Source organism: Chitinophaga sp. 22308 (assembly GCF_052045305.1).
Classification (GTDB): Bacteria; Bacteroidota; Bacteroidia; order Chitinophagales; family Chitinophagaceae; genus Chitinophaga; species Chitinophaga varians_A.
This window is the reverse complement of record NZ_JBQEOP010000006.1, coordinates 391,716-416,059: the sequence shown is the minus strand read 5'-3', so window position 1 is coordinate 416,059 and position 24,344 is coordinate 391,716. Positions and strand designations below refer to the sequence as shown.

Sequence of the window (24,344 nt, the reverse complement as noted above, 5' to 3'; positions counted from 1 at the left end):
TTTAATCGTTAATAAAATCCATTGGGAAGCATCAATAAGTGATTGGCGTTACGCATTGATCTTCTTTCAGACGGGCCGGTGGGGTAACCCTTGCCGGCTTTTTTACTGACCTTATGTGACAGGCATAGGCAATCTGTTTTAGTGTGTTTGTTTTCGAAAAATAATCTGTTGGCCTTCTGTTACGTAGCTAAGTTTGTTGGCCAGGCAAAGCATGTCCAGTACCGTCGACAGGGAATCGGCTGGTTCTATGCCGGCGGTGATGCGGTAGGCCCCGAGGCTGGTGTCAGCAAAGGAAATTTTCCTGTTGTATTTTTTTTCCAGCAGCAACGCTATTACATCCAGTCTTTCGTTGTTAAAGAGCAGTTTGCCGGTTGTCCAGCTGTTGATGGCGGCCCCGTCCACGCGGGCTTTGCTGAATGCGGGGGAACCGGTGTTTACCGTGAGCTGTTCATCCGGCAGTACCACTACTCCCTTTCCTTTCGTGGCATTACTTTGTACCGCCACTTTCCCTTGTTGGACCGTTACTTGGAGGAGAGCCAGCTGCGGGTACATCCGTACATTGAATACCGTGCCCAGTACGTGGGTATTGACATCGCCTGATTTTACGATGAACGGGCGTGCCGGGTCCTGTTTTACATCGAGGCACATTTCTCCGGACAGCAGTTCTATCTTTCTGGCATCGCCAGTGAAACGGGCCGGGTAGCGTAATCCGCCGCCTGCGTTTAGCCATACCCGTGTGCCATCATCAAGTGTCAGTTGCAACGGTTTTGTTGTGGACGCAAATATCTCCTGCATGTTTTCCTTTGCCGGCCGGAGCAGCCATATCAGCGTGCCGGCACCGATTATCAGTAGCAGCGAAGCGGCTATTTTCAGCAGGGTATAGCGTTGCATAGTCACCCGTTTGGCCGGCGTGGCTGTTTGTTGCTGTATCTGTTGCCATATAGCGCTTTCCAGTTGTTCAAAACGGAGCCCGGAGGTATCAGCTTTGCTGTTGTTGCTTTCCTGCTGATACCATTGTTCAACCAACAGCTGTTCTTCCGGGGTACAATTTCCCGCTACATATTTTTTCAGTAGCTTTTTGATGTTATGCATGGGCATATTAAAAGGGACATACCTTTCTTATATGACAGCTGAAAATAAAAAGGGGGGTAGATAGCGGCAGATTATTTTAAAATTAACAGGATAGGTTCAGCAAAAAAAGGAGAAATGGGCCATTTTATGACGGAGGGTGCGGATAGCATTGCTGATTTGTTTTTTGACCGTTTCCTGCGACAGTTGCAGCTGATGGGCTATTTCCCTATGGGTGAGCGCTGTTTTCCGGCTTAGCTCAAATACTTCCCGCATTTTAGCCGGCAGGGCGCGTATTTCCCGTTCCATGCGGGCTGTTATTTCTTTCTCTGTGATGTATTGCAGGGAGTTGTTATCGATATCGGAGAGGAATTGTTTCAGCGATGACAGGTGATGCCGGTAGGTGCGTTTGGAGGCCAGCATATTCAGTACCCTGTTGCGCGTAGCTGCGTAGAGGTAAGCGGCCAGTGAGCCGGAAAGGTTGATGTTGGCGGCTTTGGTCCATAAGGCGGTGAATACTTCCTGCACGATGTCCTGCGCATCTTCTTCGTGTATCAGTATACGGTAGGCCTGGAGGTAAAGCACGCCCCAGAATCTTTTATACAGTTCTTCAAACGCAAGGGTATTGCCCTGCCGGAATTGTTCCAACAGCGCTTCATCATTCAACTTATCGAGCGGGCTGGTATAAGTGGATTGCTGCATACAGGCCTTTTTAAGGCAGACAGGTGTCTGATATATCGCTCAAAAGTAAGACGACCGGGAGATATTGTATATTAAATAATTGTTGCTGGGCCTTTTGGGGGCCAGCAGAGGAAAATTAGCCGGATACCTGTTTTCAGGTAGCGCAATAATCCTTGAATCCCGGTAAGAAAATAATTGCCCCCAGGGCACATGCCCCGGGCAAGACCCGCGTTTTCGTTTGTAAGCCCCATTAGCCGGAAATTGTTTGCCGTAGCAGGTGCCACCTTATCTGATGGACCGTTTGGGCGCCGGCGCTTTAATAGTTTTGCGAACGACATGGCCATGACTTCGGCCGCATCATTGATCTTAAAATCGCAAAACAGATGAACCTGTGTAATACCCGGTGGCTGGCCGGATGTTTAAGCCTGGCTCTGATTTTCTCTGCCTGCAGTAAAGAAACAATTGAGAAAAGCCGCCTGAGAGAGTTTAGCCTCGCCTCAACTGTCAACGGGGGCAACTATGACATCAAAGTAGCCCTACCGGAAAATTATTCTCCCGCAAAAGCATATCGTACGTTGTACGTGCTGGATGCAAAACTGGATTTTGACTTCACCGCGCTGGAATGTGAAAAACATGCCCGGGACCATCACCAGGAAGGGGTGCTGGTGGTGGGCATCGGCTATGGCCACGACCGGTTGGACGATTACACGCCTACTCCCAGTAATATTGGCAGCGGAGGAGCAGATAAATTTGTCGAGTTTATAGAAATGGAACTTGTTCCCCGCATTGAAGCGGAATTTCATGCTGCTCCGGCCCGTTCCCAAAGAGGAATATTGGGACACTCCGCGGGAGGCCTGCTGGTGGGGCACTGCTTCACCAACCACAACAGCATGTTTGCCGCCTATCTGTGCCTGAGCCCTTCCTTCTGGTATGACGACGCGATTGTGCTGAAGAACGAAAAAGCCCACAGGGAGCAGAATAGGGAGGGGAACGGTAGCTTCTTTCTGGCGCTCGGAGAGTTGGAAGAAAAGATGCGCCCGCCTTTTGTCGGTTTTCGCGGCGCCCTCCAGGCATACTATCCCAATTATACGATCAGTGATTATATCACACCCGGAAAAGGCCATCTGGATTCTAAAAAAACAAACATCAAGAGGGCGCTCTCCTTTTTCTTTGAAAACATGTAAAACCGCTTATGCGAAACACTTTTTTTATTGGCCTGCTATTACTGGCCATCAACGTGCATGGGCAGGACCATCCTGCCACATCCCCACTGTCCCGCTTCACCATCAAACCCGCTATAGGTGTGCTGCCATGGAGCCTGCCGGTAAAAGCACTGACATCCGTTGTGCTGGAATATCAGATAAAAGGGAATTGGGTGGCGGGTTCCCATACCATGCTGGCCAGCGCTGTAGCCATGAACACTTACAACATCGAAACCAATTACAGCCTGCAGTTTTCCCAAAAAATTGGCGTGGGATATACTATGACCGGCCCGCGGAAATTTATCCGGCTTACGCTGATGGCGATGGGAGGCGTGCGGCGTATCGCTTTCAAAGAAACGCTGGATTACCCGGGGCTGGAGAAGATCACCACAAGAACGAATACCCTCATGCCTGATGTAGGACTGCTGGTGGACTGGTCACTCGGTAGAAAACGCTATACTTTCAATGCCAGGACCTATCTGCCTTTTTATCCTTTTGAAGGTTACCCGGTCAGCACTTTCCAAAACATCAGCATGGAAATGGGCATGGGCATGCGGCTGAAACGCTGAAAGATACAGGGTTAGCCTGGTAAATACATTTGAAGACAAGAGAGAACTTGTTATATTTGGTATTTACTTCACAAGACTAACAACTGACATGTTATCGGACTGGCGTTATATATATATGGGCGGTGTTTTTATCTCGATTTTCCTGTTTGTTATCCTGATCAGCAAGCCGAAAAAAAGTACAGCAGATAAAATACTAAGTGCCTGGTTTTTCTTTGCCATCATTCATCAGGCGCTGATGGGCTGGTTCGCCTACAATAAAATGAGCGACATGCCGGCGCTCATTGGATGGGAGCTGCCGTTTCCATTCCTGCACGGGCCGTTCCTGTATCTGTATATCTTGTTGCTCACTGGCCAGCAACGCCACGGATGGCGTAACATTCTTCACTTCATCCCGTCGTTGCTGGCCGCAGCGATACTGGTGCCAGTACTGGGGGCTATGACTGTGCAGGAGAAGATGGGCGTTGCAGGCCCATCAGGTTTTGAGCCGCTATTCCGTTGGATGGTCAGCGGCATCATCGTTTCGGGGGTCGTGTATGTATTATTGTCTTTGCGCCTGCTGCGCAGGCACCGCCAGAATGTGACGGCCCAGTTCTCCAATACCGATAAGATTACACTGAACTGGTTGCGATACCTGATTGGCGGGATGGGGACTATATGGATCGTTGTCATCTTTTCTCCGTCGGCACCATCCTTGTATACGGCCGTGACGCTGTTTATTTTCTTCATCGGCTATTTTGGTATCCGGCAGGTAGGTATTTTTACCAGCCAGCAGCCTATGCACGAAGTATATCTGCCTGATGTGCCACTGCCATCGGAGAATGTGCCGGAACCTGTGGAGACAGCAGATTTGGAAGGTGTAACCGGCAAAAAAATTAAGTATGAAAAAAGTAGGCTGACAGATACTGAAGCTACGAAGATTCACGCGGCGCTTATTTCACTTATGGAAGAGCAGCACTGTTACAAAGATTCAGGGTTGACCCTGGGCGACCTGGCCAAAAACCTTGACGTACATCCTGCCATTCTTTCCCAGGTCATCAATTCAAGGGAAGGGAAAAGTTTTTATGACTACATCAATGTTCTCCGGGTGGAGGCATTTAAACAGCTGCTGCAGCAGCCGGAAAATCAGCAATATACCCTGCTGTCACTGGCATTTGAGTGTGGATTCAACTCCAAAACCAGTTTTAACCGGAATTTTAAAAAGATCACACAGCTTTCTCCCAGCAGTTATGTAAAGGAAATGAATATCAGTATACCCGAAGGAGACTAACACCTTATTTTTCTTATGCAGGCAAACGGCCTGTTTGTTCAACATTACCGGCGGTCAGTGGCCACGCGGTAATAAGGATCTTCCAGTATATTCACATCGATCACCCCTTCTGCATTTTTAAGGAGTGTACGGCAATCTTCGCTAAGATGCTGGAGATGCAGTTTTTTATTTACCTTTTGGTATCGTTCCGTGAGTTTGTTGAGCGCATCGATGGCGCTCATGTCAGCAACACGGCTTTCTTTAAAGTCGATGATCACTTTATCCGGGTCGTTGAGCACATCAAATTTTTCCAGGAAAGTGGTCACAGAACCGAAGAACAGAGGCCCGAAGATCTCATAGTGTTTGACGCCGTTTTCATCGGTGTATTTCCGGGCACGGATACGTTTGGCGCTTTCCCAGGAAAATACCAGCGCTGAAATAATGATACCTATCAATACTGCCAAGGCCAGGTTGTGCAGCCACACGGTGATCCCGGCCACCAATATACCTACGATAATGTCGTGGCGGGGCATTTTGTTGATGATGCGTAAACTGGTCCATTCAAATGTGCCAATCGCCACCATCATCATCACGCCTACGAGCGCAGCCATCGGCACACGTTCGATAATGGGAGCGCCGAAGAGGATGATCAGCAGAATGGTCAGTGCCGCTATGATGCCTGATAACCGCGCCCTGGAGCCAGCCGACAGGTTGACAAAAGACTGCGCGATCATGGCACAGCCGCCCATGCCGGTAAAAAAGCCGTTGACAACGTTGGCCGTTCCCTGTGCGACCGCCTCTTTGTTGCCTCGCCCTTTGGTGCCGGTGATTTCATCTACCACATTCAGGGTAAGCAGGCTTTCTATCAGTCCCACGCCCGCCATTACCAATGAATAGGGGAAGATGACCTGCAGCGTTTCAATATTGAAAGGAACAGAAGGAATATGGAAAGGAGGGAAACCGCCGCTGATGGAAGCAATGTCCTTCACTGTTTTGGTGTCGATACTGAACCCAAAAACAAGCAGGGAAACCACGATAATAGCTACCAGGGAGGCGGGTATGGCCTTCGTGATTTTAGGGAAGATGATGACGATCAGGATGGTTGATACCACCAGCGCGAGCATGGTCCATAGCGCCGGCCCGCTGAGCCATGCGGTGCCGCCCGGGACTTTAAACTGTTGTACCTGTGCCATGAAGATAACGATCGCCAGCCCGTTTACGAAGCCGTACATCACCGGTTGAGGTACGAGACGAATAAATTTACCGAGCCTGAATATACCAACGAGAATTTGAAATACGCCCGCCAGTGCCACTGCTGCAAATACATATTCCACACCGTGCGACTGCATCAGGGCGATCAGAACGATCACCGTAGCGCCGGCGCCGCCGGACACCATTCCCGGCCTGCCGCCAAAAACAGCTGTGATCAGCCCCATTAAAAATGCCGCATACAAGCCGGTCAAAGGAGATAGTCCCGCCAGGATGGCAAAGGACAAAGATTCCGGGATCATGGTCATGGCTACGGTAAACCCTGCTAAAACTTCGGTCTTGTAATTGACTTTCTGTGAAAAGTCAAATAAATTAAAGTAGACCTTCATGCTGACGAAAGATTAAAAAATATTAAATAAACAATCATGTAACTGGACTGAACAGATAGCTATGGTCTGGCCGGAATGCCAGGCGGACGCTGGTGGCAGCGTATATACAATCAAGGTGGAGTAACCGGAGATGGTGTAGTCGTATTGTTCATTTCGTTGACGAAGGTAGTAAAAAGCAGGTAAAATGCAACACTAAACGGCAGTGGCTTGTTTATCTCCGGTTGAAAGCTTAGTTTTGAACGGACAACAACCGCGATAAAAATCAACCAGGAAATCAAGGACAATTGCCGGCAATAGCAGTGTTATACATATTAAGATGATGACAGACTACACCTTCTATGCTGATGAAGAGCTGGTTCAACTGATGGCCGCTGATGACCACGCCGCGTTTACTGAAATTTATAACCGGTATTGGAAACGCCTGTATGTGCTGGCCTATGACCGCCTGCATTCCCGTGAACTGGCGGAAGATGTGGTACAGGACGTGTTTACCGGTTTGTGGCAACGCAGAACCCAGTCTGTTATCCGGTCACTGCCCGCTTATCTCGCTACGGCCAACCGTTATGCCGTATTTGCCCAGCTATCCAAAACAACCCGTGTTACCACCGTGGAGGCGCTGCCCGAATCATTGCAGGCGGTGACGGATGAAACGGCGCAACTGCATTTTCTACAGCAGTCCATGGAAAACCAACTGAAACAACTGCCCGAAAAATGCCGTCTTGTTTTTAACTACAGCCGCCATGCCGGTCTTACCAACCGCGAAATTGCCGACCAGCTGCAGATCTCCGAGAAAGCTGTGGAGAAGCACATTTCCAAAGCGCTGCAACGGCTACGTGTACAGTTCCGGAATTATTTCCATGCTATTTTCCTTTATTGAAAATTTTTTTTCTTCGGAAGGTAGGGTAAGGCCCCCGTTTCTACACTTACATAATATAACACCTGTAAATTCTAAAATGGATGGACAAGAACGAACTGGCTATGCTATCAGCAAAGTATCTGGCCGGTACCGCCAGTGAAGAGGAAGTGGGACGTTTGTTGCAGTGGTACAACGCCTATGATGCGCAGGAACTGACAGCTTATGTGACGGTGGAAGGAGAGGAGACGGAAGAACGCCTGAAGGACCGGATGTACCTCCGCCTGCAGGCGGCCACGCAGCCTCCCGAACGCAGGAGGGTATTGTATATGCAGGGCTGGCCCGGGAAAGTGGCTGCTGCTGTGCTGGTGCTGGTGATGGCCGGTGGCGGGTACTATCTCTTTAATAAGGTACGTCAACCTGCTAATGTTGCGGGTGCGGTGTCCCTGCCGGTACGTCCCGGAAGCGATAAGGCAACGCTCACGCTGGCCGATGGCTCCGTGGTAAACCTCGACAGCATCGGCACCGGAACGGTGACATTGCAGGGCGTGAAAATGGAGAAGACCACACAGGGACAGATCGTTTATAAGAACAATGGCAACGCGGCGGTGAACAACGTATTACGCACGCCGAGAGGCGGACAGTATAAGGTAACATTGCCGGACGGCACAGACGTATGGCTGAATGCGTCTTCTTCCATCAGCTATCCGACGGCGTTCTCAGGAAGCAGCAGAAATGTGTCTGTGACCGGGGAAGTATATTTTGAAGTGGCCGCGGACGCCGCCCGTCCGTTTGAGGTGAAAGTGAATGATATCAGTGTGCTGGTGTTAGGCACGCATTTTAATATCAACGCCTATGACGATGAGCAAACGGTCAAAACCACACTGCTGGAAGGGGCCGTGCTGGTAAGGACGCCCGAAGCGTTCAAACACCTGGAGCCCGGTCAGCAGGCGAAAATAAAGCCAGGCAGCAACCAGATCGAATGGCTGAAACATGTGGACGTAAACAACGCTGTCGCCTGGAAAAACGGCTATTTTTCTTTTGACGACGCAGACATCCCTACGGTGATGCGGCAGCTGGCAAGATGGTATGATATGGATGTCGTTTATGCAGGGAATGTACCGGAAGGCACCTTCACCGGCGAGATCGGGAGAAACCTCACGCAGGACCAGTTGATGAAGATATTGAAACAGGCGAGAATTAATTTCAAACTGGAAGAAGGAAGAAGACTTGTTATTTATCCGTAGGCAACCATTTATCAGAATCTATAACCAACCATTATCTACCGGTAACAGTAAAAACCGGTGAACCGTTTAACCGGGCCTGTACAAGGGCCTGAGCGATAGCTATCCATTAATACATGTTATGAAAGGAATGCAGCCCACCGGGTACGGGAGGCTTATGTTTCGTCCATAAAAAAACCTGGTGTCAAGATTGGCGTCCGCACCAGGTTTGATTGTTGGTTAACCCTTTTTCTGAACCCTTCCTGCTACCCTTTACAGGGTGGATGGGAAATATTTGTCAACCAAAAATCAACCTAAGGTATGAAAATTAATGTTGTCTGCAACAGGCACCAAACTTTTGTATCAACCGGGGGCGACAGGCCCCCGCTGGCCGAAAACTACCGTGTGACCAAAATCTGGAGAGCAATGAAATTGACCGCATTTTTATTAACGGCGGTGGCGTTACATATCTATGCCACCGGGAAATCCCAGACCGTTACTGTGGCATGCAAAAACATGCCGTTACAACAGGTGTTCAGTGTGATCAAACAACAAACAGGATTCGTATTTTTTTACAGGAACCAGGATTTGTCAGATGTCCGCCCCGTATCTGCGGACATACGCGAACAACCGTTGAAAACCGCCCTGGCAAGGATACTGCTGGACAAACCCCTCTCATTTGACATCGAAGGCAATACGATTGTCATTTCCCGGAAACTGCCCGCCGCGGAAACAAAGCCGGAACAACCGGACCTGTTCCCTCCGCAGGAGGTACAGGGCAGGATCGTGGACAAACACGGTGATCCGGTGCCCGGTGTCACCATCCGGGTGAAAGGCACCAACCTGGCCGCTATCACCGATCAGGCCGGCTTCTTTGTGCTGCGCAATGCGGATGTCCGGGCTGAACTGCTTGTTTCCTGTGTAGGCTTTGAATCAAAAAGCATATCGCTCAACGGGAAAACAAAACTGGAAATACAGCTCAATGCCAAGGTGGATGACCTGAACCAATACGTAGTAGTGGGTTACGGCAGCACCAAAAGAAAAGACCTGACCGGTTCCGTCGCTTCCGTGAATGTGGAGGAAGTGAAGAACGTTCCTTTTGCCAGCATAGACCAGGCGCTGTCCGGCAAAGCAGCCGGCGTACAGGTCACCCAATCGGACGGTTCCCCCGGTGGCGTGGCCAAAATCCGCATCCGTGGCGGTACCTCGCTGCTGGGCGGCAACGACCCGCTGTATATCATCGACGGGGTACAGGTGACCATTCAAAACCGCTATATCCAAAACCAGGCGGAAGTGGTGAACCCCATAGAAAGGGCCGGCAGCGATAATCCCAATAGTTCGGTGAACGGCTCTTTTACCCGCGGCCTTAACAGCCTGGCAGGCCTTAACATCAACGATATTGAATCCATCGATATTTTGAAAGATGCTTCCGCCACTGCTATCTATGGCTCCAAGGCTGCCAATGGCGTGATCATCATCACCACCAAAAAAGGTAAACTGAATCAGAAACCAGTGCTGGAAGCCAATTACTATGCCGGTGTCAGTCAACCTATACGCGAAAAACTGTTGAATGCGGAACAGTATGTAAACCTGTTACAGGAGGCAGCCCGTTCTAAAAATGCTGTCAGGGCCGCAGCAGGGCAGGACCCGGACCCTATGGCCACCAACGTCATCAACCATCCCGAGAGCCTGGGCACTGCCAACACCGACTGGCTTAAGCTGGTGCTGCGGAACGCTATGACCCACAATGCTGATATTTCCGTACGGGGCGGTGGCTCCGGTTCCCGCTATTATACGTCCCTGGCCTACTCCAAACAGGACGGGGTGCTGAAAGGAACTGATTTTTCCCGCATCGCCGGTAAAATCAGCCTCGATAATGAAATCACCGGCAAGCTGCGTATCATCACCAACCTGGACTATGGTTTCACCAAAAACAATATCACCAACGGTATATACCCTGCTGCCATGTATGCGCCGCCTACCTTGCCGGCGTATAACCCCGATGGCACACCCTACCAGTTCCTCGGTTCACAGATTGGCGGCTACGATTACCAGGGATTCCAGAACCCTATGATATTACTGGACGGTATTAACACGGGCAAAACCGCCTCGCTCATCGGTTCCCTCTCCGGTGATTATGACGTGCTGAAAAACCTGAAATTCAGAAGCACTCTTTCTGTGAACTATAACAATTTCCATCAGCAGAACTACGTGCCCAGCACGGCAGTCATCGCCTCTGCCAATGGCGTAAGCAGTTCCAACGGCGGCACTGCTTCCCAGGGCCAGACGGAAGATGTGAACCTCTTCGTGGAAAATACCCTCACGTGGGACAAGCAGTTCAATGAAAACCACCGGTTGAACCTCCTGGGCGGTACCTCCTGGCAGAAATACCGTTTCAACTCTTTCTCTGCCAGCGGCCAGGGTTTCCCGGATGATAAATACCTGAACAATATCTCGTCCGCTGCCATTACGCTTCCTGCCACAGGCAGCTCCGGGCAGAATGCGTTGCTCAGTTTTTATATGCGCGCCAACTATGCGCTGAAAGAAAAATACCTGCTCACCTTCACCGGCCGTTCGGATGCTTCTTCCAAGTTCCCGGCGCACAACAGGGTGGGGTATTTCCCTTCCGGTGGCGCCGCGTGGCGGGTTTCAGAAGAACCCTTCATGAAAAAGGCCGCGTGGGTCAACGAACTCAAACTGCGTGTCAGCGCCGGTTATACCGGTACACAGAACTTCGGTGACAACCTGTACTACACATTGTACACGCCCGGTTCCTATGGAGGCGTCAACGCACTCATTCCTTCGCAGCTGGGCAATAGCAAGATCAAGTGGGAATCTACCTTGCAGAAAGACCTGGGGCTGGACTTTGAACTGTTTGGTTCCCGTCTGCGGGGCGTGATCGGGTATTATGAAAAGATAACCACCGGTTTGTTGTTGTCTACACAACTGCCGCCCAGCTCTTCCTATAGCAGCGTGATATCCAATATCGCCACTATCAGCAACAAAGGGCTGGAGATCGATCTCCGTACGGATTTCATCAAACAAAAACATTTTCAATGGACAGGCGCCCTGAATATTTCCGGTAACCGTTCCAGGGTAGAAGATATCAATAATGATTTTTCAGACCCGAATGATGCGGGCGCCACGTACCTCAGCGCTAATGCGGTGGTGCGGAAAGGAGAGCCGCTGGGGCTTTTTTACGGCTATAAACAAACCGGTATTATCCGTGACCAGAAGCAGCTGGACGAGTACAAGAAGGTATTTGTATATGCGAAGTACTTCGCGCCTTACCTCGGCATCGGCGATGCCATGTATGAAATCGGCGACAACGGGTTCTACAAACAGGATGTTATCGGTCAGGCGCAGCCTAAGTTCTACGGCGGTTTTACCAACACGTTTACCTACAAGAATTTTAGTCTGATCACCCTGCTTACCTTTTCTTATGGTGGGCAGATGTTATATATCGCCGATGTGCAGAACAAAAATTTCGAAAGTTTCGCTAACCGCGGCACCAGGATACTGCAACGGTGGACGCCGGAAAACCCTTCTGCGGAAAGGCCCCGGCTTATACTGGGAGAGTATGGCGCCAATACCAGCAGTGCAGAAGTATATGATGCTTCCTACCTGAAACTGAAGTCCATTACCATTACTTACCAGTTGCCCGCCCGTGCCGCCGCCGGTATGCACATCCGTGATGCTTCGGTATATGCTTCGGCCACCAACCTGTTCACCATAACAAAATACCCCGGTCCGGACCCGGAGGTGAGCAATAACCCTTACAGCCTGATCAACGGCAGCAGCGATGTCAGCACATTCCCTACCGTAAAGCAGTTTAACCTGGGCCTGCGTTTCGGATTTTAAAACTATTAAACCAGCTAATGATGAAAAGGATCATATATACGTTTACGTTACTCAGCACAGTGGTGATGACAAGTGTGTCCTGCAAAAAGGAACTGGGAAAATTGCCGGAAAACGCCAAAGTGGATGGCAACACCATCATCGACCAACGGACGTCCGAAATAGCGCTCAACGGCGCTTATTACCGGTTTGCAGCGGTGAGCGGCGATAATATCACGAAATGGTTTGAACACGAGGTGCCGCCTGCCATGTTTGCAGGGTATATGGGATACGGTTACGGGGCTGACCAGTCGGAGATAGACAATAACTACGCAAAGTCCGGTTATGCGAACATCTACTGGACATCTTCCTATCAGCTGATCAATGCTGCCAATGGGGTCATCAAGGGCGTGACCGCGCTGGATGACAAACGTTTCACCGGCAACCGTAAAAAGGAGGTGCTGGCTGAAGCGCGCTTCCTGAGGGCGTATGCGCATTTCAAGCTGCTGAGTTTCTTCGGGCAGTGGTTCGACCTTGGCAGCCCGTACGGAGCGCTGCTCCGCGAAGATTTTACACAGGTGGACGCTTTGCCGAAAGCCCGCAGCTCAGTGAAAGACAGTTATGCTTTTATCCTTGCCGACGTAGATGACGCCATTGCCAATGCCCCCGCGGAGAACCCGGCGTGGTACGCTACACGCTGGGCGGCCATGGCGCTCAAAATGCGGGTGCTGATGAGCCACGGGCAGCCGGAAGACTATAAGCAGGTAGCGGACCTGGCAGATTCCATTATCCTTCGCAGTAAATACACGCCGGAGCCACAAACGAAAGATATCTTCTACCTGAAAGGCCTGGGCAGCACCGAAGTCATACTGGGCGTCAAACCACAACAAAACCAGGAGAGCTTCTATTATGTGCTCAGCCGGCAATACTGGCCGGGGGCCTCTTCTCTGTACGTGGCTAAAACAGCATTGAAAGACCTGTTGCAGAATGATCCGCGCGCCTGGATGATAGGCACCGAAAACCGCTATACGAAAGGCACGTATTACTTCCTGAAATATATCAAACAGGGCGATGCGCCTTCCGTGTTGTCTGAAACGGCCTATGCTTTCCGGTTGACAGAAGTGTACCTGTTGAAAGCGGAAGCTATTGTCCGCTCCGGTGGCGGTTTACAGGCCGCCCGCGATATCCTCAGGGCGGTCATGGGCCGCGGCGGTGTGACTGATTTCAGCGCGGTAGACAACGCGGTATCTGTCAATGACCTGTTGAAACAACTGTACCTCGAATTCGTACGAAACCTGGTGGCAGAAGATGGGCAGGAATGGATGGCGCTGTTGCGCCTGCCTCCTTCGTTGATACAGGAATTAAGGCCAACGGCCAACGATAAGGTTAAATATATTTTGCCGATACCACATAGCGAGTTCCTCTACAATCCCGCTATCGGTCTGCAGAACCCGGGTTATCAGAAATAATTCACTTTAAATACCAAACAATGCATACCCACACTAAAATCTTCATGGCCGCCTTGTTACTGGCAGCAGGCTGTAAACAGGCCGCCACGCCGCCGGCCACGCTTACGGCAGAACTGACAGGACTGAAAGACACGGTTGTTTTCATCTCCGTGCCGGTAGCTGATTCTGCTAAAACCGATACCGTGCCGGTAAAAGATGGCCGGTTCACCTGGACAGGAAACATTACCGAACCGCAGAAAATTTTTATCGGTACTTCCACCCGTTATCTGCAGCTGTTCATGGAGAATGCCGCCGTAAGCCTCAAAGGCAATATGGATTCGCTGGACAAGATGAAGATCACCGGTTCTGCCACGCAGGAGGCTTATGAGGCCTATGAAAAATCCATTGCGGATATTACTGACCAGCAAGATGTACTGTACCAGCAGTACCCGCAGGTGAAGGGAAACGATTCGGCCCAGGCAGCGCTGGAAGCTAAGATAGATGTGCTGCGCCAGCAACGGCGGGAGCGGAGCAAACAATACATTGCTGCCCATCCGGAAAGTCCGGTAAGCGTAGACCTCATTGCGGACATGGCTGTCATCGGCGAATACGCGCCGCTGGACAGCCTGTACCGCCAACTGGCGCCGGCAGCGCAACAAACAGCCGCAGGTGCACGCCTGGCCAAACGGTTGGCTATACTAAAGAAGAGCGCTGTCGGTCAGCCGATGATCGACTTTACACAGGCCGATGTCAACGGCAAACCTGTACGCCTGTCAGATTTTAAAGGCAAGTATGTGCTGCTCGATTTCTGGGCCAGCTGGTGCGGCCCGTGCAGAGCCGAGAATCCGAATGTCTTAAAAGCCTACAACACTTTTAAGGATAAAAACTTTACGGTTGTCGGCGTATCGCTGGATGATAAGGCCGATAAGTGGAAACAGGCCATCGAACAGGACGGTATGCCCTGGATGCAGGTGTCTGACCTGAAAGGGTTTCGCAATGAGGTGGCGCAGCAATACGGCATACAGGCCATACCTTGTTCCTTTCTCATCGATCCGCAGGGGACCATCATTGCGAAAGACCTGAGAGGAGCCGCGCTGCATACCAAACTGGCGGCCACGCTTCAATGATTTTTTAATAATAAATAACACCATATGAAAAATAACTGGGTTCTTTTTTCTTTGCTGCTGCCCGCTTTACAGGCAGGCGCACAAAATAAGCAGGCTTTTACTTTAAAGGGAGATATCAAAGGACTGCCTGATCGCTACATCTACCTTAGCTATCCGGAGGGCGCCGCCGTATATAAAACAGACAGCGTGATCACACACAGCGGTAAATTCACTTTCACCGGTACGGTGGAACAGCCGGTGCAGGCCCGGTTGTATACCGACAAACAGAAAGCCATGTATGGAGAAGGTGATGCGGCCTCCTTTTTTATAGAGCCTGTGCCTATGCAGCTGAAGTCGGCCACCGGCAAACTGAAAGATGCCAGACTGACTGGCTCCAAAGTACAGCTGGAACAGGATGAATTGGAGGCAATGAGAGCGCCGGTGATGAAACAGCTCAGTCCATTGTCTGCTGCCTACCACAAGTTGAACAACGAGTACATTGCCGGTATGCGGGCTAAGAAAACAGACGCCGCGCTGAAGCCGCTGAAAGATAAAATGGATAAGCTGAAAGACCAGATGGAGCCGCATTATGAGGCCATGGAGAAAATCGATAAAGCATTCATCGATAAATATCCCAACTCTTATGTCAGCGCACAATTGCTGCGCTTCCGTGTAAGCGGTATCCCGCTGGCGGAAGGGGAAGCTTACTATGCCCGTATGTCGCCGGAAATGCAGCAGAGCGCTGATGGCAGGGAGATCAAAAAAGAACTGGACGGCCTGCGTGCCGGTTCACCGGGAAGCGTGGCACATGTTTTCACCAAAACGGACATCGATGGCCAAACGCTTAACCTGGCCGATTTCAAAGGCAAATACGTGATGCTTGATTTCTGGGCCAGCTGGTGCGGCCCCTGCCGCAAAGGCAACCCACATCTGAAAGAACTGTATGGCAAATACAAAGACAAAGGCTTTGAGATCATCGGCATTTCAGACGACGATTCCAATCATGCTGCCTGGAAGAAAGCGGTGGAACAGGACGGCATCGGTATCTGGCGTCATGTGCTGCGTGGCCTCGACTGGGAAAAAAGGAAGAAAAACCTGCCTAATCCCGAAGATGTCAGCGATGACTACGGCATCCATTCCCTGCCCACCAAAATCCTCATTGACCCGCAGGGCATGATCATTGGCCGCTATGGCGGTGGCGGCGAAGATGACGACGCCATGAATAAAAAGCTGAAAGAGCTATTTGGCGCATAACCTAAAAAGCCTTGTGAACGCATTGTTTACAAGGCTTTTTTAATTCCACATTCGGAAGTATATTTGGATATGGACACTCATACACACGATCAGCGTATCGCTAAAATGACTTTCGCTTCTGTCTATCCTTTGTTACTCGCAAAAGTGGAACGGAAGGGCAGGACAAAAGAAGAGCTGCATCAGGTGATCACGTGGCTGACAGGCTTCGATGACAAGCAGCTGGACAAACTGATAAAAGAAAAAGTCACTTATGAAACGTTCTTCCAGCGTGCATCGCTGAATCCCAACGCAGGCCTCATTACCGGCGTCATCTGCGGTTACAGGGTTGAGGATATCGAAAACCCGCTGACGCAACAGGTGCGTTACCTGGACAAGCTGGTAGATGAACTGGCGAAAGGGAGGAAGATGGAGAAAATTTTGCGGGGGTAATCCATCATAATATCAGCCGTATACCCGCTGCAAGCGGACATACGGCTGATCATAAATTAATATCCCGGGTTTTGTGTTAGTCCCGGTTCTATTTTCAAACTACCGGAGTGAAACGGCCACAGGTAGTTACGCGCTTGAAAAGAGCGGTCTTCTATCTTCAGTGAAACCAGGCTGCCGTTCACCAGCCGGGTATGTCCCAGTGCGGGTTTGGTCATTACCTGGTCACCGATTTTCCACCTGAGGATGTCATCATATCTTACGCCTTCTCCTGCCAGCTCTATTCTTCGTTCATTCCTGATAAGGTCGGTCCATTGTTGCTGCGTATAGGCGCTGTATTTAGCCAGCGTTACGTCTGCTTCGGTCATATCGAGGCCGGCCCTGGCCCTGAGCTGGTTGATACAGCTTTTGGTGAGGTTATCAATTTTGTTCTGCATGATCGTGGCTTCTGCGTATGTCAACAGCACCTCTGCATAACGCAGTATCGGGAAATGCATATTGCCGGCGTCGCGGAAGGCATCAGTTTCGTCTACGAATTTCCGGAACCAGTAGCCGGAGCGGCTGGCGCGTTCTTTTTCATAGAACATAGGACTGTTCTGGTCATAGATGTTGATCGGCTCGTTGACGAACATGTCGCCCTGGCCCATGATGCTGGCGGCATAGCGGGGATCACGGTTCAGTTTGGGGTCCAGTTCGTAGTCCTGTTTGCTGTGATAGGGGCACTCATCGATCTTGTTGCCCTGTAATGTCCAGTAGGCGTCTACCAGTGATTTTAAGGGCACGGCGTACGACTGGCCTTTGCCCGTCCGGAAATGTGGCCCCAGGTGCTCAAAAGAGTTCGTGCCGCTGTTACCATGACTGGGCATGTCCATTGTTATGATAAACTCTTTGTTGATTTTATCGCCCTTATAGTTGAACAGGTCACGGTACACCGGGTACAGGGAGTAATTGCCGCTGTCCATGATCTCTTTGGCCAATCGTGCCGCCAGCTCATAGCGGCCATTGTACAAGGCGTAACGCATGATCAGGGCTTTGAGCGAGTATTTGTTGAACATATAGCCGTCGGAGTTATATTCCTTGTCCGGCAGGGTGTTGGCGGTGGCTTCCGCCATCGGGAAAAGTGTGTTGAGTATTTCCTCTTTTGATTTAGCCGGTTGTGTTACCTGTGAGATATCTACCGGTTCGAGATAAAAAGGGACATTGCCCCAGCGGGACACTATCCTGAAATAGTGCCAGCAGCGGAGGCCTTCCAGGATGCCTTTGTATTTGGTGCGGATGGCCTCATCTTCCACATAAGGCGTATTGATGCTTTTCAGGTAAGTATTCAAACGGCCTATATGTTTCATGTGGATGGTGTAGTAATATTCAAAGGCGCGGGTGTTGGCATCATAGCTGCCGTTGGCAATGCGCTGATGATTATCGCCTTCCACTCTGCTGTAGGCGTTGTCTGATTTGCTGTCTTCCATGTAGAAGAGCAGCCTTCTGTCGCCCTGGTTGGTAAACACGTCCAGGTAGGTGCTGTACACAACGCGCCGCAGGTCTTCTTCTGTATTAAAGAATTCGTCAAACTTAGTGGCGGTGGGGTCCGGTTTGTCCAGGAATTTCTGGCATGCCGGCATGATAGCGGAAAGTAAAACAAGTAGGATAAGTCTCTTTTTCATCGTATGCATATTTTGCAGTGGATTGAAATAAATTTTCGTTGGTGCCACAACGTGACTAAAACAGGGTGGCCCTTACGCCCAGGCTGTACACGGCCATGCGGGGATAGTTGCCATTGCCGCCGTCACGCTCCGGTTCCAGTCCTTCCCATCTGGTGAAAGTGATGGCATCCTGTGCGTTCACGTATACACGTACGTTGCGGATGGTTTTGCCCTGTAACGGGAACGTATATCCCAGTTGCAGTACTTTCACGCGGAAAAATGCTGCATTGCCCAGCCATACGTCGCTGAGGTAGGCGTTGGTGCTGGAGCCTGTCCATACCCTGGGGAACCTGCTGTCAGGTGTCTGTGGTGTCCAGCGGTTGTCTGCATAGTACTGTTGCGGTTTGCCCAATGAATTGCTGCTGCCGTCCACCAGGATGGGATAACCTTCCATACCGTTGAGGCGGCCGGTCCTTTTTCCAACGCCCTGGCCCAACAGGTTAAAGTCCCAGTTTTTGTATTGCAAGGCCAGCGTAACGGAATAGTTCAGATGGGGGAAAGGATCACCGAGGTTGATCCTGTCGGCATCGTTGATGATGCCATCACCATTCTGATCGATGTATTTGATATCGCCGGGGAGCGTGTTGGGAAGTTTAGCGGGAGTATTGTCCACATCGCGCTGATCACGGAAGAAACCATTGGCTTTATAACCATAATAGTTATCGATGGCGATGCCCTTGTACCATATTTTGTCGTTGTCATCTTTGAAGATGAGGGTGTCTCCGTCGCGGTAGCCGGCTTTCAGCACTTTGTTCCTGTTGTCGAACAACATGGCGCCGATGCTGTAGCCGAGGTTGCCGATTTTATCCTGCCACTGTACAGAAAGCTCATAGCCGTTGTTTTCCACTTCTCCGATATTGAAAGCGGCTTCGAGGGAGCTGGAGCCGGTGATGGGTGGTACCGGGAACCTGGAATAGATGAGGTCGTAGGAGTTCTTTTTGTATACTTCTGCTGTCAGGCTTAACCGGTTGTCGAGTACCGTCAGTTCCAGGCCGATGTTTCCCTGTTTTTGTTTTTCCCAGGTGAAATTCATGTTGGGCACGCGCATCAGCCAGCCCCACTCGTTGACGTTCTCTTCCCACAGGTATGGGTCTACGTTTTCGTTGCCGATGAGGCCATAGGAAGCCCTTAGTTTGATGTTGTTGATGATGCGGTTGTTAACCAGCCCCTTCATGAACTTTTCGTTGGTAACGTTCCAGGCGACGGCTCCTGCGGGGAAAAAGCCCCACTGCTTACCGGGTGCAAATTTACTGCTGCCATCGCCACGGGCGGTGAACTCGAGGATGTACCGGTTATCGAAGGAGTAGTTCAGTTTACCGAAAAAGGAGGCTTTGGCTATTTCCTTATAGTCGGTGAAATTGAAGGTCATCACTTCCGAACCGGCGGTGACATATATCTTGTCGGCCTGATGGCGCAGGCTGCCGGTATAGTTCAGCAGTCCGCGGGCGGTCAGCTGGCTTTGGCTGACGTCCTGGTCGGCGCCGACTTCATTTTTCCATATTTTTACCGGTTTCCCGTTGCCGTCGTAGAATTTGAATGTCTCGCGCTGACGTTTGTTGGCCGATTTGCTGATCTGGTAAGACACGTTTCCTTCCAGGCTGAGGTGCTTGCTGATATTGTATCGTGGCCTGAGGTTGACGGAGCTGAAATCGTACAGGTTGTTGCGTGAGCCTCCCCGGTTAATGGAAGCTATCGGGTTCATATCATTGTACAGGATGTAGTGCTCGGGGATATCACTGGCAGGGTAGTATATCTGCTGCGCGGGATTCATTTTCCAGAGATTTTCGTACAGGCCTGTTCCATCGTCGTTTTCTTTCAGCCGGTTAATTTGCAGGCGGTGCGCGTAGAAGTCGGCCAGCAGCACGAATTTGTCAGCGATGTTCACATTGGTGTTAAAGCGGGCGGAGTATTTTCCGGAGCCTTCGTAGGAGTTAAGGCCGTTTTCTTTCAGGTATCCCATCATCAGGTTAAAAGAGCCGATACCGCCGCCGCCGGACACGCTCATGGTCACGTTTTGGGAATTGGCTTTACGGGGCATGCCTTCTTTCAGCCAGTCTACGGAAGGTGTTTCACCGGATTCCATTTTGCTGATGTCCTGATCGGTATAGAGCGGTGTTTGTCCCTGGAAGGTACGGGCTTCATTGTTAAGCCGCATGTAGTCCACGCCGTTCACAAATTTGGGCAGGTCGATGGGTTGTTGTAAGGCGGCCCAGGTGTTGACGTCCACTTTGAAACGTCCCATCTGTCCGCGTTCTGTTTCTATAATGATTACCCCGTTGGCGCCCCGTGAGCCGTACATAGAGGCGGACGCTGCATCTTTCAGCACAGTGATGCTTTTCACCTGGTTGGGATCAATGTCGTTGAGGCTTTGTTCCATCCCGTCTACAATAACGAGGGGGCTGGCATTCTGCAAGGTGCTGATACCCCTGATAGTGATGCCGGGCACACTGCCGGGGAGGTTGGTGGTTTGCTGGACCGTCACGCCCGGAACGGTGCCGGTAAAGGCTTCCTGCAGTTTGGCGATGGGCCGGGTCTTAGTAAGTTTTACATCCACCTGTGCCACGGAGGAGGCCACGTGCCGGCGCTCTACTTCAGAGAAACCCATTACTACCACTTCAGACAGGTTTTTGGTGCCCGTTTTTAACCGGACCTCCATGTTGGTGTGCAGTTGGGCACTTACTTCCGTGGGTTGAAAGCCTACAGCGCTGATGATCAGGGTAACGGCTTCCTTGGGGATTTTGATTTCGAAGCGGCCGTCGTTGCCGGAGGCCGTGCCGATGTTGGTGCCTTTGATGAGGATACTGGCGCCGGGTATGGGTTCGCCTTTTTCATTGCTGACCCTGCCGGTGGCCACCAGCGAGGAATCTGCTGCGGCAGTGCTGCGACTGTTGAGCAGGATGCGGCCGTTGTTGATGGTATAACGCACCGGCTGGTCGCGGAGGGCTATTTCAAGCACGTGCTCCACAGAAGCGTTTTTTACATCGATGGTGACAGGCCTGGTGACGGCCATCAGGCTTTCGCTATAGGCCACTGACATGCCGGTCTGGCTGGCCATTTCTTTCAGCACCTTTTTGAGCGGTGCATTTTTTTCCGATAGCGTGATCTGCTGCGATAAGGCTACGGCACTGGTTTGCAGGCCGACCGCCAGCAGGAGAAGGGCGGTAAATCTCATAACGTAGAACATTTTGGTTGAACAGAGCGGTTTTAAACCACAACCCGTTTGGGTGCAGTCGTGTTAGGTTTTTTCATTGTGATTTATTGATACTTTATATGCTTACATGGGCTGGCACTTTTACCTGGTTGATATTACTTTGATGGTCCTGCCTTCCAGTTTCAGTTTTACGTTGTCTGTTTCCAGCATTGGTAATACCTGCTGTAGTGGCAGATTTCGGTTGATGTAACCACCGAGGCGGTAGTTTTCCGGTATGGTCTGGTCATCGGCTTCCACATCATACCATCTCGATAGCTGCCTGAGTATGCTGCCAAGGCTGGCATTTTCAAAGTTGAAGAAGCCTGTTCTCCAGGCGGTCGCTTCCCGGAGGTCTGCTGGCTGCACGGAGAGTGACCCGGTGGTGTTGTTCACTGCGGCGGCTTGCCCAGCGTGCAGGTAGCCTTCATTGTCGCCGGATTTAACTTTCACTGCTCCTGTTATCAGTGTGGTGCGGGTCACGGGTTCATCGGCATAGGCCATGATGTCGAAGCTGGTGCCCAGTACCTGTACTTCTGTATTGTTCACTTTCACGATAAACGGTTGGCCCGGAACAGGCTTGATTTCAAAATAGGCCTGGCCTTTTATTTCCACGGTGCGGTTGTTGGCAGGGAAGGCCGTAGGGTAACGAAGGCTGGATGCGGCGTTTAACCATACCCGGCTTCCGTCGGGCAGTACTACGTTGAATTGTCCGCCACGCGGCACGGCCAACAGGTTGTAACTTACAATGGAGGAAGGGCCGGCAGTAACAGGGTATAGCAGCTGTCCGTTATGTTGCTGCACCGTAACGTCTCCTTGTTGGAACACCTGGTTGCCGGTGCTGTCCAATGTCACCACGGAGCCGTCTGAGAGGGTGAGCTGCGCTTTGTTGCTGCCAGGGGTGCCTGCCCGCGGGGCATGCCGCAGCGCCAGTGCAGGCGCGGCAGGAGGGCGGGTAGTATAAAAGATGGTGGCCGTTGATAACAGTATCATAACGGCTGCGGCTGCACTCCATTTCAGATACCGGAAGGAGCGCACGGGCACCACCTTGTTCCGGCTGATTTCCTGCAGCAGCCTTGTCTCAATACGATTTCCTATGGCTTCGGGCACGGTATGCTCTTCGCTCATGACACGTTCAAATTCCTGTTGCATGGCCGTCAGCAGGGGCCGCTTCGATCCGGACGTGTTCAGGTACCCGAACAGCTCATCCAGCTCTTCCCGGCTGCATTGGCCATCCAGGTAGCGCTGTAACAGTTGCTGGTGATAATTTTCTGGTTGCGGCATATTCGTTTCCCCCCATTGAAAACAAACGGGTACTATATACTATCCGAAAATGAAAGTGGAGGGTACCCCTGTGAAGAAATTTTTTTAATAAAAAGTGGAGACCAGCCAAATGGCCATAAAAATGTCACCATGACGGTACACATAATCTTCGATGAAACGCATGCCCAGTACCATGTGTTTTTTTACCGCGCTGCGGGAAATGCCCAGCAGGGCTGCCGCTTCGTCGTAGCTTTTCCCTTCCTGGCGGCAAAGGCGGAATACTTTCAGCCGCTGGACGGTCAGCTTGGACAACGCTTCTTCGAAAAGACGCTCATATTCCTTGGTCCGTACTACTTCGTCGGAATTCACCGGGTCGATGCCGGCCAGCTGCTGGTATAGCTGTTCCCGCATTTGTCCGTCGGTGGCCAGCTTAGATATGGTTTTAAAGACATGGTTGCGGGCGATACGGTAAAGGTACCCGCTGAAAGACAGCTGGGGGTTAATACGCTCTCTTATCTCCCAGATTTTGAGAAATACATCATGCACGAGGTCTTCCGCAAGGGAAGGCACCTTACAGAAGCGCAGCAGATAGATGTATAAAGAGGGATGGTAATGCCGGTAGATACTCGAAAAAGCCGATTCATCTCCCTGGACCATCCGCAACAGCACTTCTTCCTCCATGGACATACGCTCCATACCTTTTGAAAATGTTTTTATATAGCTGGTTTATCAACAAGAAAATTATCTTGTATAAGCTACCTGTAAAGATAGAAAACAGGAGAAGGAAATAAAAGCCGGCTGGTATTGTTGTGGGAAAATGAAAAGTCCTGCATCAGGGCCTGTAAATTTACCAGGGTTCGGATGCAGGACAGTAAGTAGCTATATTAAGGTCATCGGGGCTATTTGGCATCTTTACGGGCTATAGCAGCACCTATTACGGAGGCTATTACGCCGCAGATCACACTCAAAAATATTCCCCCTATTACCATAAATATCAGGAAGAACTTCCTGGCAAAGTTGATGCCCTGTTCAATCTGTTCCTCCGGCATACCCTTCTTTTCCATATCCAGCCGTGAGGTCTCCATTATTTTTTCTATTATATCAGGGAATATTAGAACCATGATCACAGAGAAAATAACAGTAATCACAGCGATGATCAGCGAAGCCTGGAAGCCGTTCATAAAAACATTGCCAAACGTTACATGCCCGTCATTGATTTTTGAAAAGTTAATGCTGGCGAGGACAATACCCACGCCCATGACCAGCGTGCCCACCCACTGGGCCCATTTTTCCTGGCTAAGGTTCAGAATGTAAAAGAGGACAGACAGTACCACCATGATTGCGCTGATGATCAGACCATACTGTACGTAGTTTTTGTTCATGAGGTGATTGTTTTATAAGGATGATAGAATGTGCTTGACAGGGAGATTAAACATGCGCTCTTTAACTGGTATCTAATATACATTGAAAGCAATAATGCTCAAATTATTTTTTATGAAATAAGAAATTGGCTGACAGTCAGTTTGTTGGCTATGGGACGTAATTTACTTAAAAAAAATGTAAGTAGCTATACATATGCTGTTGCTACTGGTAGCTATTCACTGATTTTCCCGCGTAAAAAACTATATTGCGTTAAAGTACTGCAGCGCTGGCAGCCACACTGCTTTTGCTTATATGTAACCG

18 protein-coding genes are annotated in these 24,344 nt (G+C 50.6%); 10 read left to right on the top strand and 8 right to left on the bottom strand.

The window, feature by feature from the left end; all coding sequences use genetic code 11:
• Positions 1-138: 138 nt before the first annotated feature.
• Positions 139-1,092, bottom strand: coding sequence for a FecR family protein (locus ACTJJS_RS25470; protein WP_440666060.1), 954 nt, complete (start codon positions 1,090-1,092; stop codon positions 139-141).
• A gap of 96 nt (positions 1,093-1,188) precedes the next feature.
• On the bottom strand, positions 1,189-1,770 hold the full coding sequence (locus ACTJJS_RS25465; protein ID WP_440666058.1) for an RNA polymerase sigma factor: 582 nt from the start codon (positions 1,768-1,770) through the stop codon (positions 1,189-1,191).
• 362 nt (positions 1,771-2,132) lie between these two features.
• Between ACTJJS_RS25465 and ACTJJS_RS25460 the strand changes: the two genes are divergently transcribed.
• From ACTJJS_RS25460 to ACTJJS_RS25450, 3 genes are all read left to right on the top strand, one after another.
• Positions 2,133-2,933, top strand: coding sequence for an alpha/beta hydrolase (locus tag ACTJJS_RS25460; protein ID WP_440666056.1), 801 nt, complete (start codon positions 2,133-2,135; stop codon positions 2,931-2,933).
• An 8-nt stretch (positions 2,934-2,941) separates the two neighbouring features.
• Positions 2,942-3,520: a hypothetical protein gene (locus ACTJJS_RS25455; RefSeq protein WP_440666055.1), complete on the top strand. Its 579-nt coding sequence runs from the start codon at positions 2,942-2,944 to the stop codon at positions 3,518-3,520.
• Positions 3,521-3,608: 88 nt separating this feature from the next.
• On the top strand, positions 3,609-4,787 hold the full coding sequence (locus ACTJJS_RS25450) for a helix-turn-helix domain-containing protein (RefSeq protein ID WP_440666054.1): 1,179 nt from the start codon (positions 3,609-3,611) through the stop codon (positions 4,785-4,787).
• 44 nt (positions 4,788-4,831) lie between these two features.
• On the opposite strand, the gene ACTJJS_RS25445 is transcribed toward ACTJJS_RS25450, so the two are convergent.
• The gene (locus ACTJJS_RS25445) at positions 4,832-6,364 is read right to left on the bottom strand and encodes a SulP family inorganic anion transporter (protein ID WP_440666052.1); all 1,533 of its coding nucleotides are present in this window, start codon (positions 6,362-6,364) and stop codon (positions 4,832-4,834) included.
• Between the two features lie 316 nt (positions 6,365-6,680).
• Between ACTJJS_RS25445 and ACTJJS_RS25440 the strand changes: the two genes are divergently transcribed.
• The 7 genes from ACTJJS_RS25440 (at position 6,681) to ACTJJS_RS25410 (ending at position 16,514) form a co-directional block, all read left to right on the top strand.
• Entirely contained in the window at positions 6,681-7,241 is a 561-nt protein-coding gene (locus ACTJJS_RS25440) for a sigma-70 family RNA polymerase sigma factor (protein WP_440666051.1), read from the top strand.
• 80 nt (positions 7,242-7,321) lie between these two features.
• Positions 7,322-8,464: a FecR family protein gene (locus ACTJJS_RS25435; RefSeq protein ID WP_440666050.1), complete on the top strand. Its 1,143-nt coding sequence runs from the start codon at positions 7,322-7,324 to the stop codon at positions 8,462-8,464.
• A gap of 297 nt (positions 8,465-8,761) precedes the next feature.
• Positions 8,762-12,301 (top strand): TonB-dependent receptor, encoded by a 3,540-nt coding sequence (locus tag ACTJJS_RS25430; protein ID WP_440666048.1) that lies wholly within the window; start codon positions 8,762-8,764, stop codon positions 12,299-12,301.
• A 17-nt stretch (positions 12,302-12,318) separates the two neighbouring features.
• Positions 12,319-13,746 carry a RagB/SusD family nutrient uptake outer membrane protein gene (locus ACTJJS_RS25425; RefSeq protein ID WP_440666046.1) on the top strand — a complete coding sequence of 476 codons (1,428 nt, stop codon included), beginning with the start codon at positions 12,319-12,321 and terminating at the stop codon, positions 13,744-13,746.
• Positions 13,747-13,766: 20 nt separating this feature from the next.
• Positions 13,767-14,852 (top strand): redoxin domain-containing protein, encoded by a 1,086-nt coding sequence (locus ACTJJS_RS25420; RefSeq protein ID WP_440666044.1) that lies wholly within the window; start codon positions 13,767-13,769, stop codon positions 14,850-14,852.
• Positions 14,853-14,876: 24 nt separating this feature from the next.
• Positions 14,877-16,085, top strand: coding sequence for a redoxin domain-containing protein (locus tag ACTJJS_RS25415; RefSeq protein ID WP_440666042.1), 1,209 nt, complete (start codon positions 14,877-14,879; stop codon positions 16,083-16,085).
• A gap of 69 nt (positions 16,086-16,154) precedes the next feature.
• The gene (locus ACTJJS_RS25410) at positions 16,155-16,514 is read left to right on the top strand and encodes a DUF2200 domain-containing protein (protein ID WP_168874633.1); all 360 of its coding nucleotides are present in this window, start codon (positions 16,155-16,157) and stop codon (positions 16,512-16,514) included.
• Between the two features lie 56 nt (positions 16,515-16,570).
• On the opposite strand, the gene ACTJJS_RS25405 is transcribed toward ACTJJS_RS25410, so the two are convergent.
• The 5 genes from ACTJJS_RS25405 to ACTJJS_RS25385 form a co-directional block, all read right to left on the bottom strand.
• The gene (locus ACTJJS_RS25405) at positions 16,571-18,172 is read right to left on the bottom strand and encodes a RagB/SusD family nutrient uptake outer membrane protein (protein WP_440666040.1); all 1,602 of its coding nucleotides are present in this window, start codon (positions 18,170-18,172) and stop codon (positions 16,571-16,573) included.
• Positions 18,173-18,227: 55 nt separating this feature from the next.
• Positions 18,228-21,383 carry a SusC/RagA family TonB-linked outer membrane protein gene (locus ACTJJS_RS25400; RefSeq protein ID WP_343746210.1) on the bottom strand — a complete coding sequence of 1,052 codons (3,156 nt, stop codon included), beginning with the start codon at positions 21,381-21,383 and terminating at the stop codon, positions 18,228-18,230.
• A 120-nt stretch (positions 21,384-21,503) separates the two neighbouring features.
• Complete coding sequence (locus ACTJJS_RS25395) at positions 21,504-22,682, bottom strand: FecR family protein (protein ID WP_440666037.1); 1,179 nt, start codon at positions 22,680-22,682, stop codon at positions 21,504-21,506.
• Between the two features lie 84 nt (positions 22,683-22,766).
• A complete protein-coding gene (locus ACTJJS_RS25390) occupies positions 22,767-23,357 on the bottom strand; it encodes an RNA polymerase sigma factor (RefSeq protein ID WP_440666035.1) in 591 nt (196 codons plus the stop codon).
• A 203-nt stretch (positions 23,358-23,560) separates the two neighbouring features.
• Positions 23,561-24,043, bottom strand: a complete 483-nt coding sequence (locus tag ACTJJS_RS25385; RefSeq protein WP_168874640.1) for a DUF4199 domain-containing protein — start codon at positions 24,041-24,043, stop codon at positions 23,561-23,563.
• Between the last annotated feature and the right edge of the window lie 301 nt (positions 24,044-24,344).

Bases quoted from the DNA above. Each gene is read 5' to 3' on its own strand.
- ACTJJS_RS25445 (WP_440666052.1), bottom strand. From the start codon at position 6,364: ATGAAGGTCTACTTTAATTTATTTGACTTTTCACAGAAAGTCAATTAC.
- ACTJJS_RS25415 (WP_440666042.1), top strand. From the start codon at position 14,877: ATGAAAAATAACTGGGTTCTTTTTTCTTTGCTGCTGCCCGCTTTACAG.
- ACTJJS_RS25470 (WP_440666060.1), bottom strand. From the start codon at position 1,092: ATGCATAACATCAAAAAGCTACTGAAAAAATATGTAGCGGGAAATTGT.
- ACTJJS_RS25455 (WP_440666055.1), top strand. From the start codon at position 2,942: ATGCGAAACACTTTTTTTATTGGCCTGCTATTACTGGCCATCAACGTG.
- ACTJJS_RS25410 (WP_168874633.1), top strand. From the start codon at position 16,155: ATGGACACTCATACACACGATCAGCGTATCGCTAAAATGACTTTCGCT.
- ACTJJS_RS25435 (WP_440666050.1), top strand. From the start codon at position 7,322: ATGGACAAGAACGAACTGGCTATGCTATCAGCAAAGTATCTGGCCGGT.
- ACTJJS_RS25440 (WP_440666051.1), top strand. From the start codon at position 6,681: ATGATGACAGACTACACCTTCTATGCTGATGAAGAGCTGGTTCAACTG.
- ACTJJS_RS25400 (WP_343746210.1), bottom strand. From the start codon at position 21,383: ATGAGATTTACCGCCCTTCTCCTGCTGGCGGTCGGCCTGCAAACCAGT.
- ACTJJS_RS25450 (WP_440666054.1), top strand. From the start codon at position 3,609: ATGTTATCGGACTGGCGTTATATATATATGGGCGGTGTTTTTATCTCG.
- ACTJJS_RS25395 (WP_440666037.1), bottom strand. From the start codon at position 22,682: ATGCCGCAACCAGAAAATTATCACCAGCAACTGTTACAGCGCTACCTG.
- ACTJJS_RS25460 (WP_440666056.1), top strand. From the start codon at position 2,133: ATGAACCTGTGTAATACCCGGTGGCTGGCCGGATGTTTAAGCCTGGCT.
- ACTJJS_RS25385 (WP_168874640.1), bottom strand. From the start codon at position 24,043: ATGAACAAAAACTACGTACAGTATGGTCTGATCATCAGCGCAATCATG.
- ACTJJS_RS25465 (WP_440666058.1), bottom strand. From the start codon at position 1,770: ATGCAGCAATCCACTTATACCAGCCCGCTCGATAAGTTGAATGATGAA.
- ACTJJS_RS25420 (WP_440666044.1), top strand. From the start codon at position 13,767: ATGCATACCCACACTAAAATCTTCATGGCCGCCTTGTTACTGGCAGCA.
- ACTJJS_RS25390 (WP_440666035.1), bottom strand. From the start codon at position 23,357: ATGGAGCGTATGTCCATGGAGGAAGAAGTGCTGTTGCGGATGGTCCAG.
- ACTJJS_RS25405 (WP_440666040.1), bottom strand. From the start codon at position 18,172: ATGAAAAAGAGACTTATCCTACTTGTTTTACTTTCCGCTATCATGCCG.
- ACTJJS_RS25425 (WP_440666046.1), top strand. From the start codon at position 12,319: ATGATGAAAAGGATCATATATACGTTTACGTTACTCAGCACAGTGGTG.
- ACTJJS_RS25430 (WP_440666048.1), top strand. From the start codon at position 8,762: ATGAAAATTAATGTTGTCTGCAACAGGCACCAAACTTTTGTATCAACC.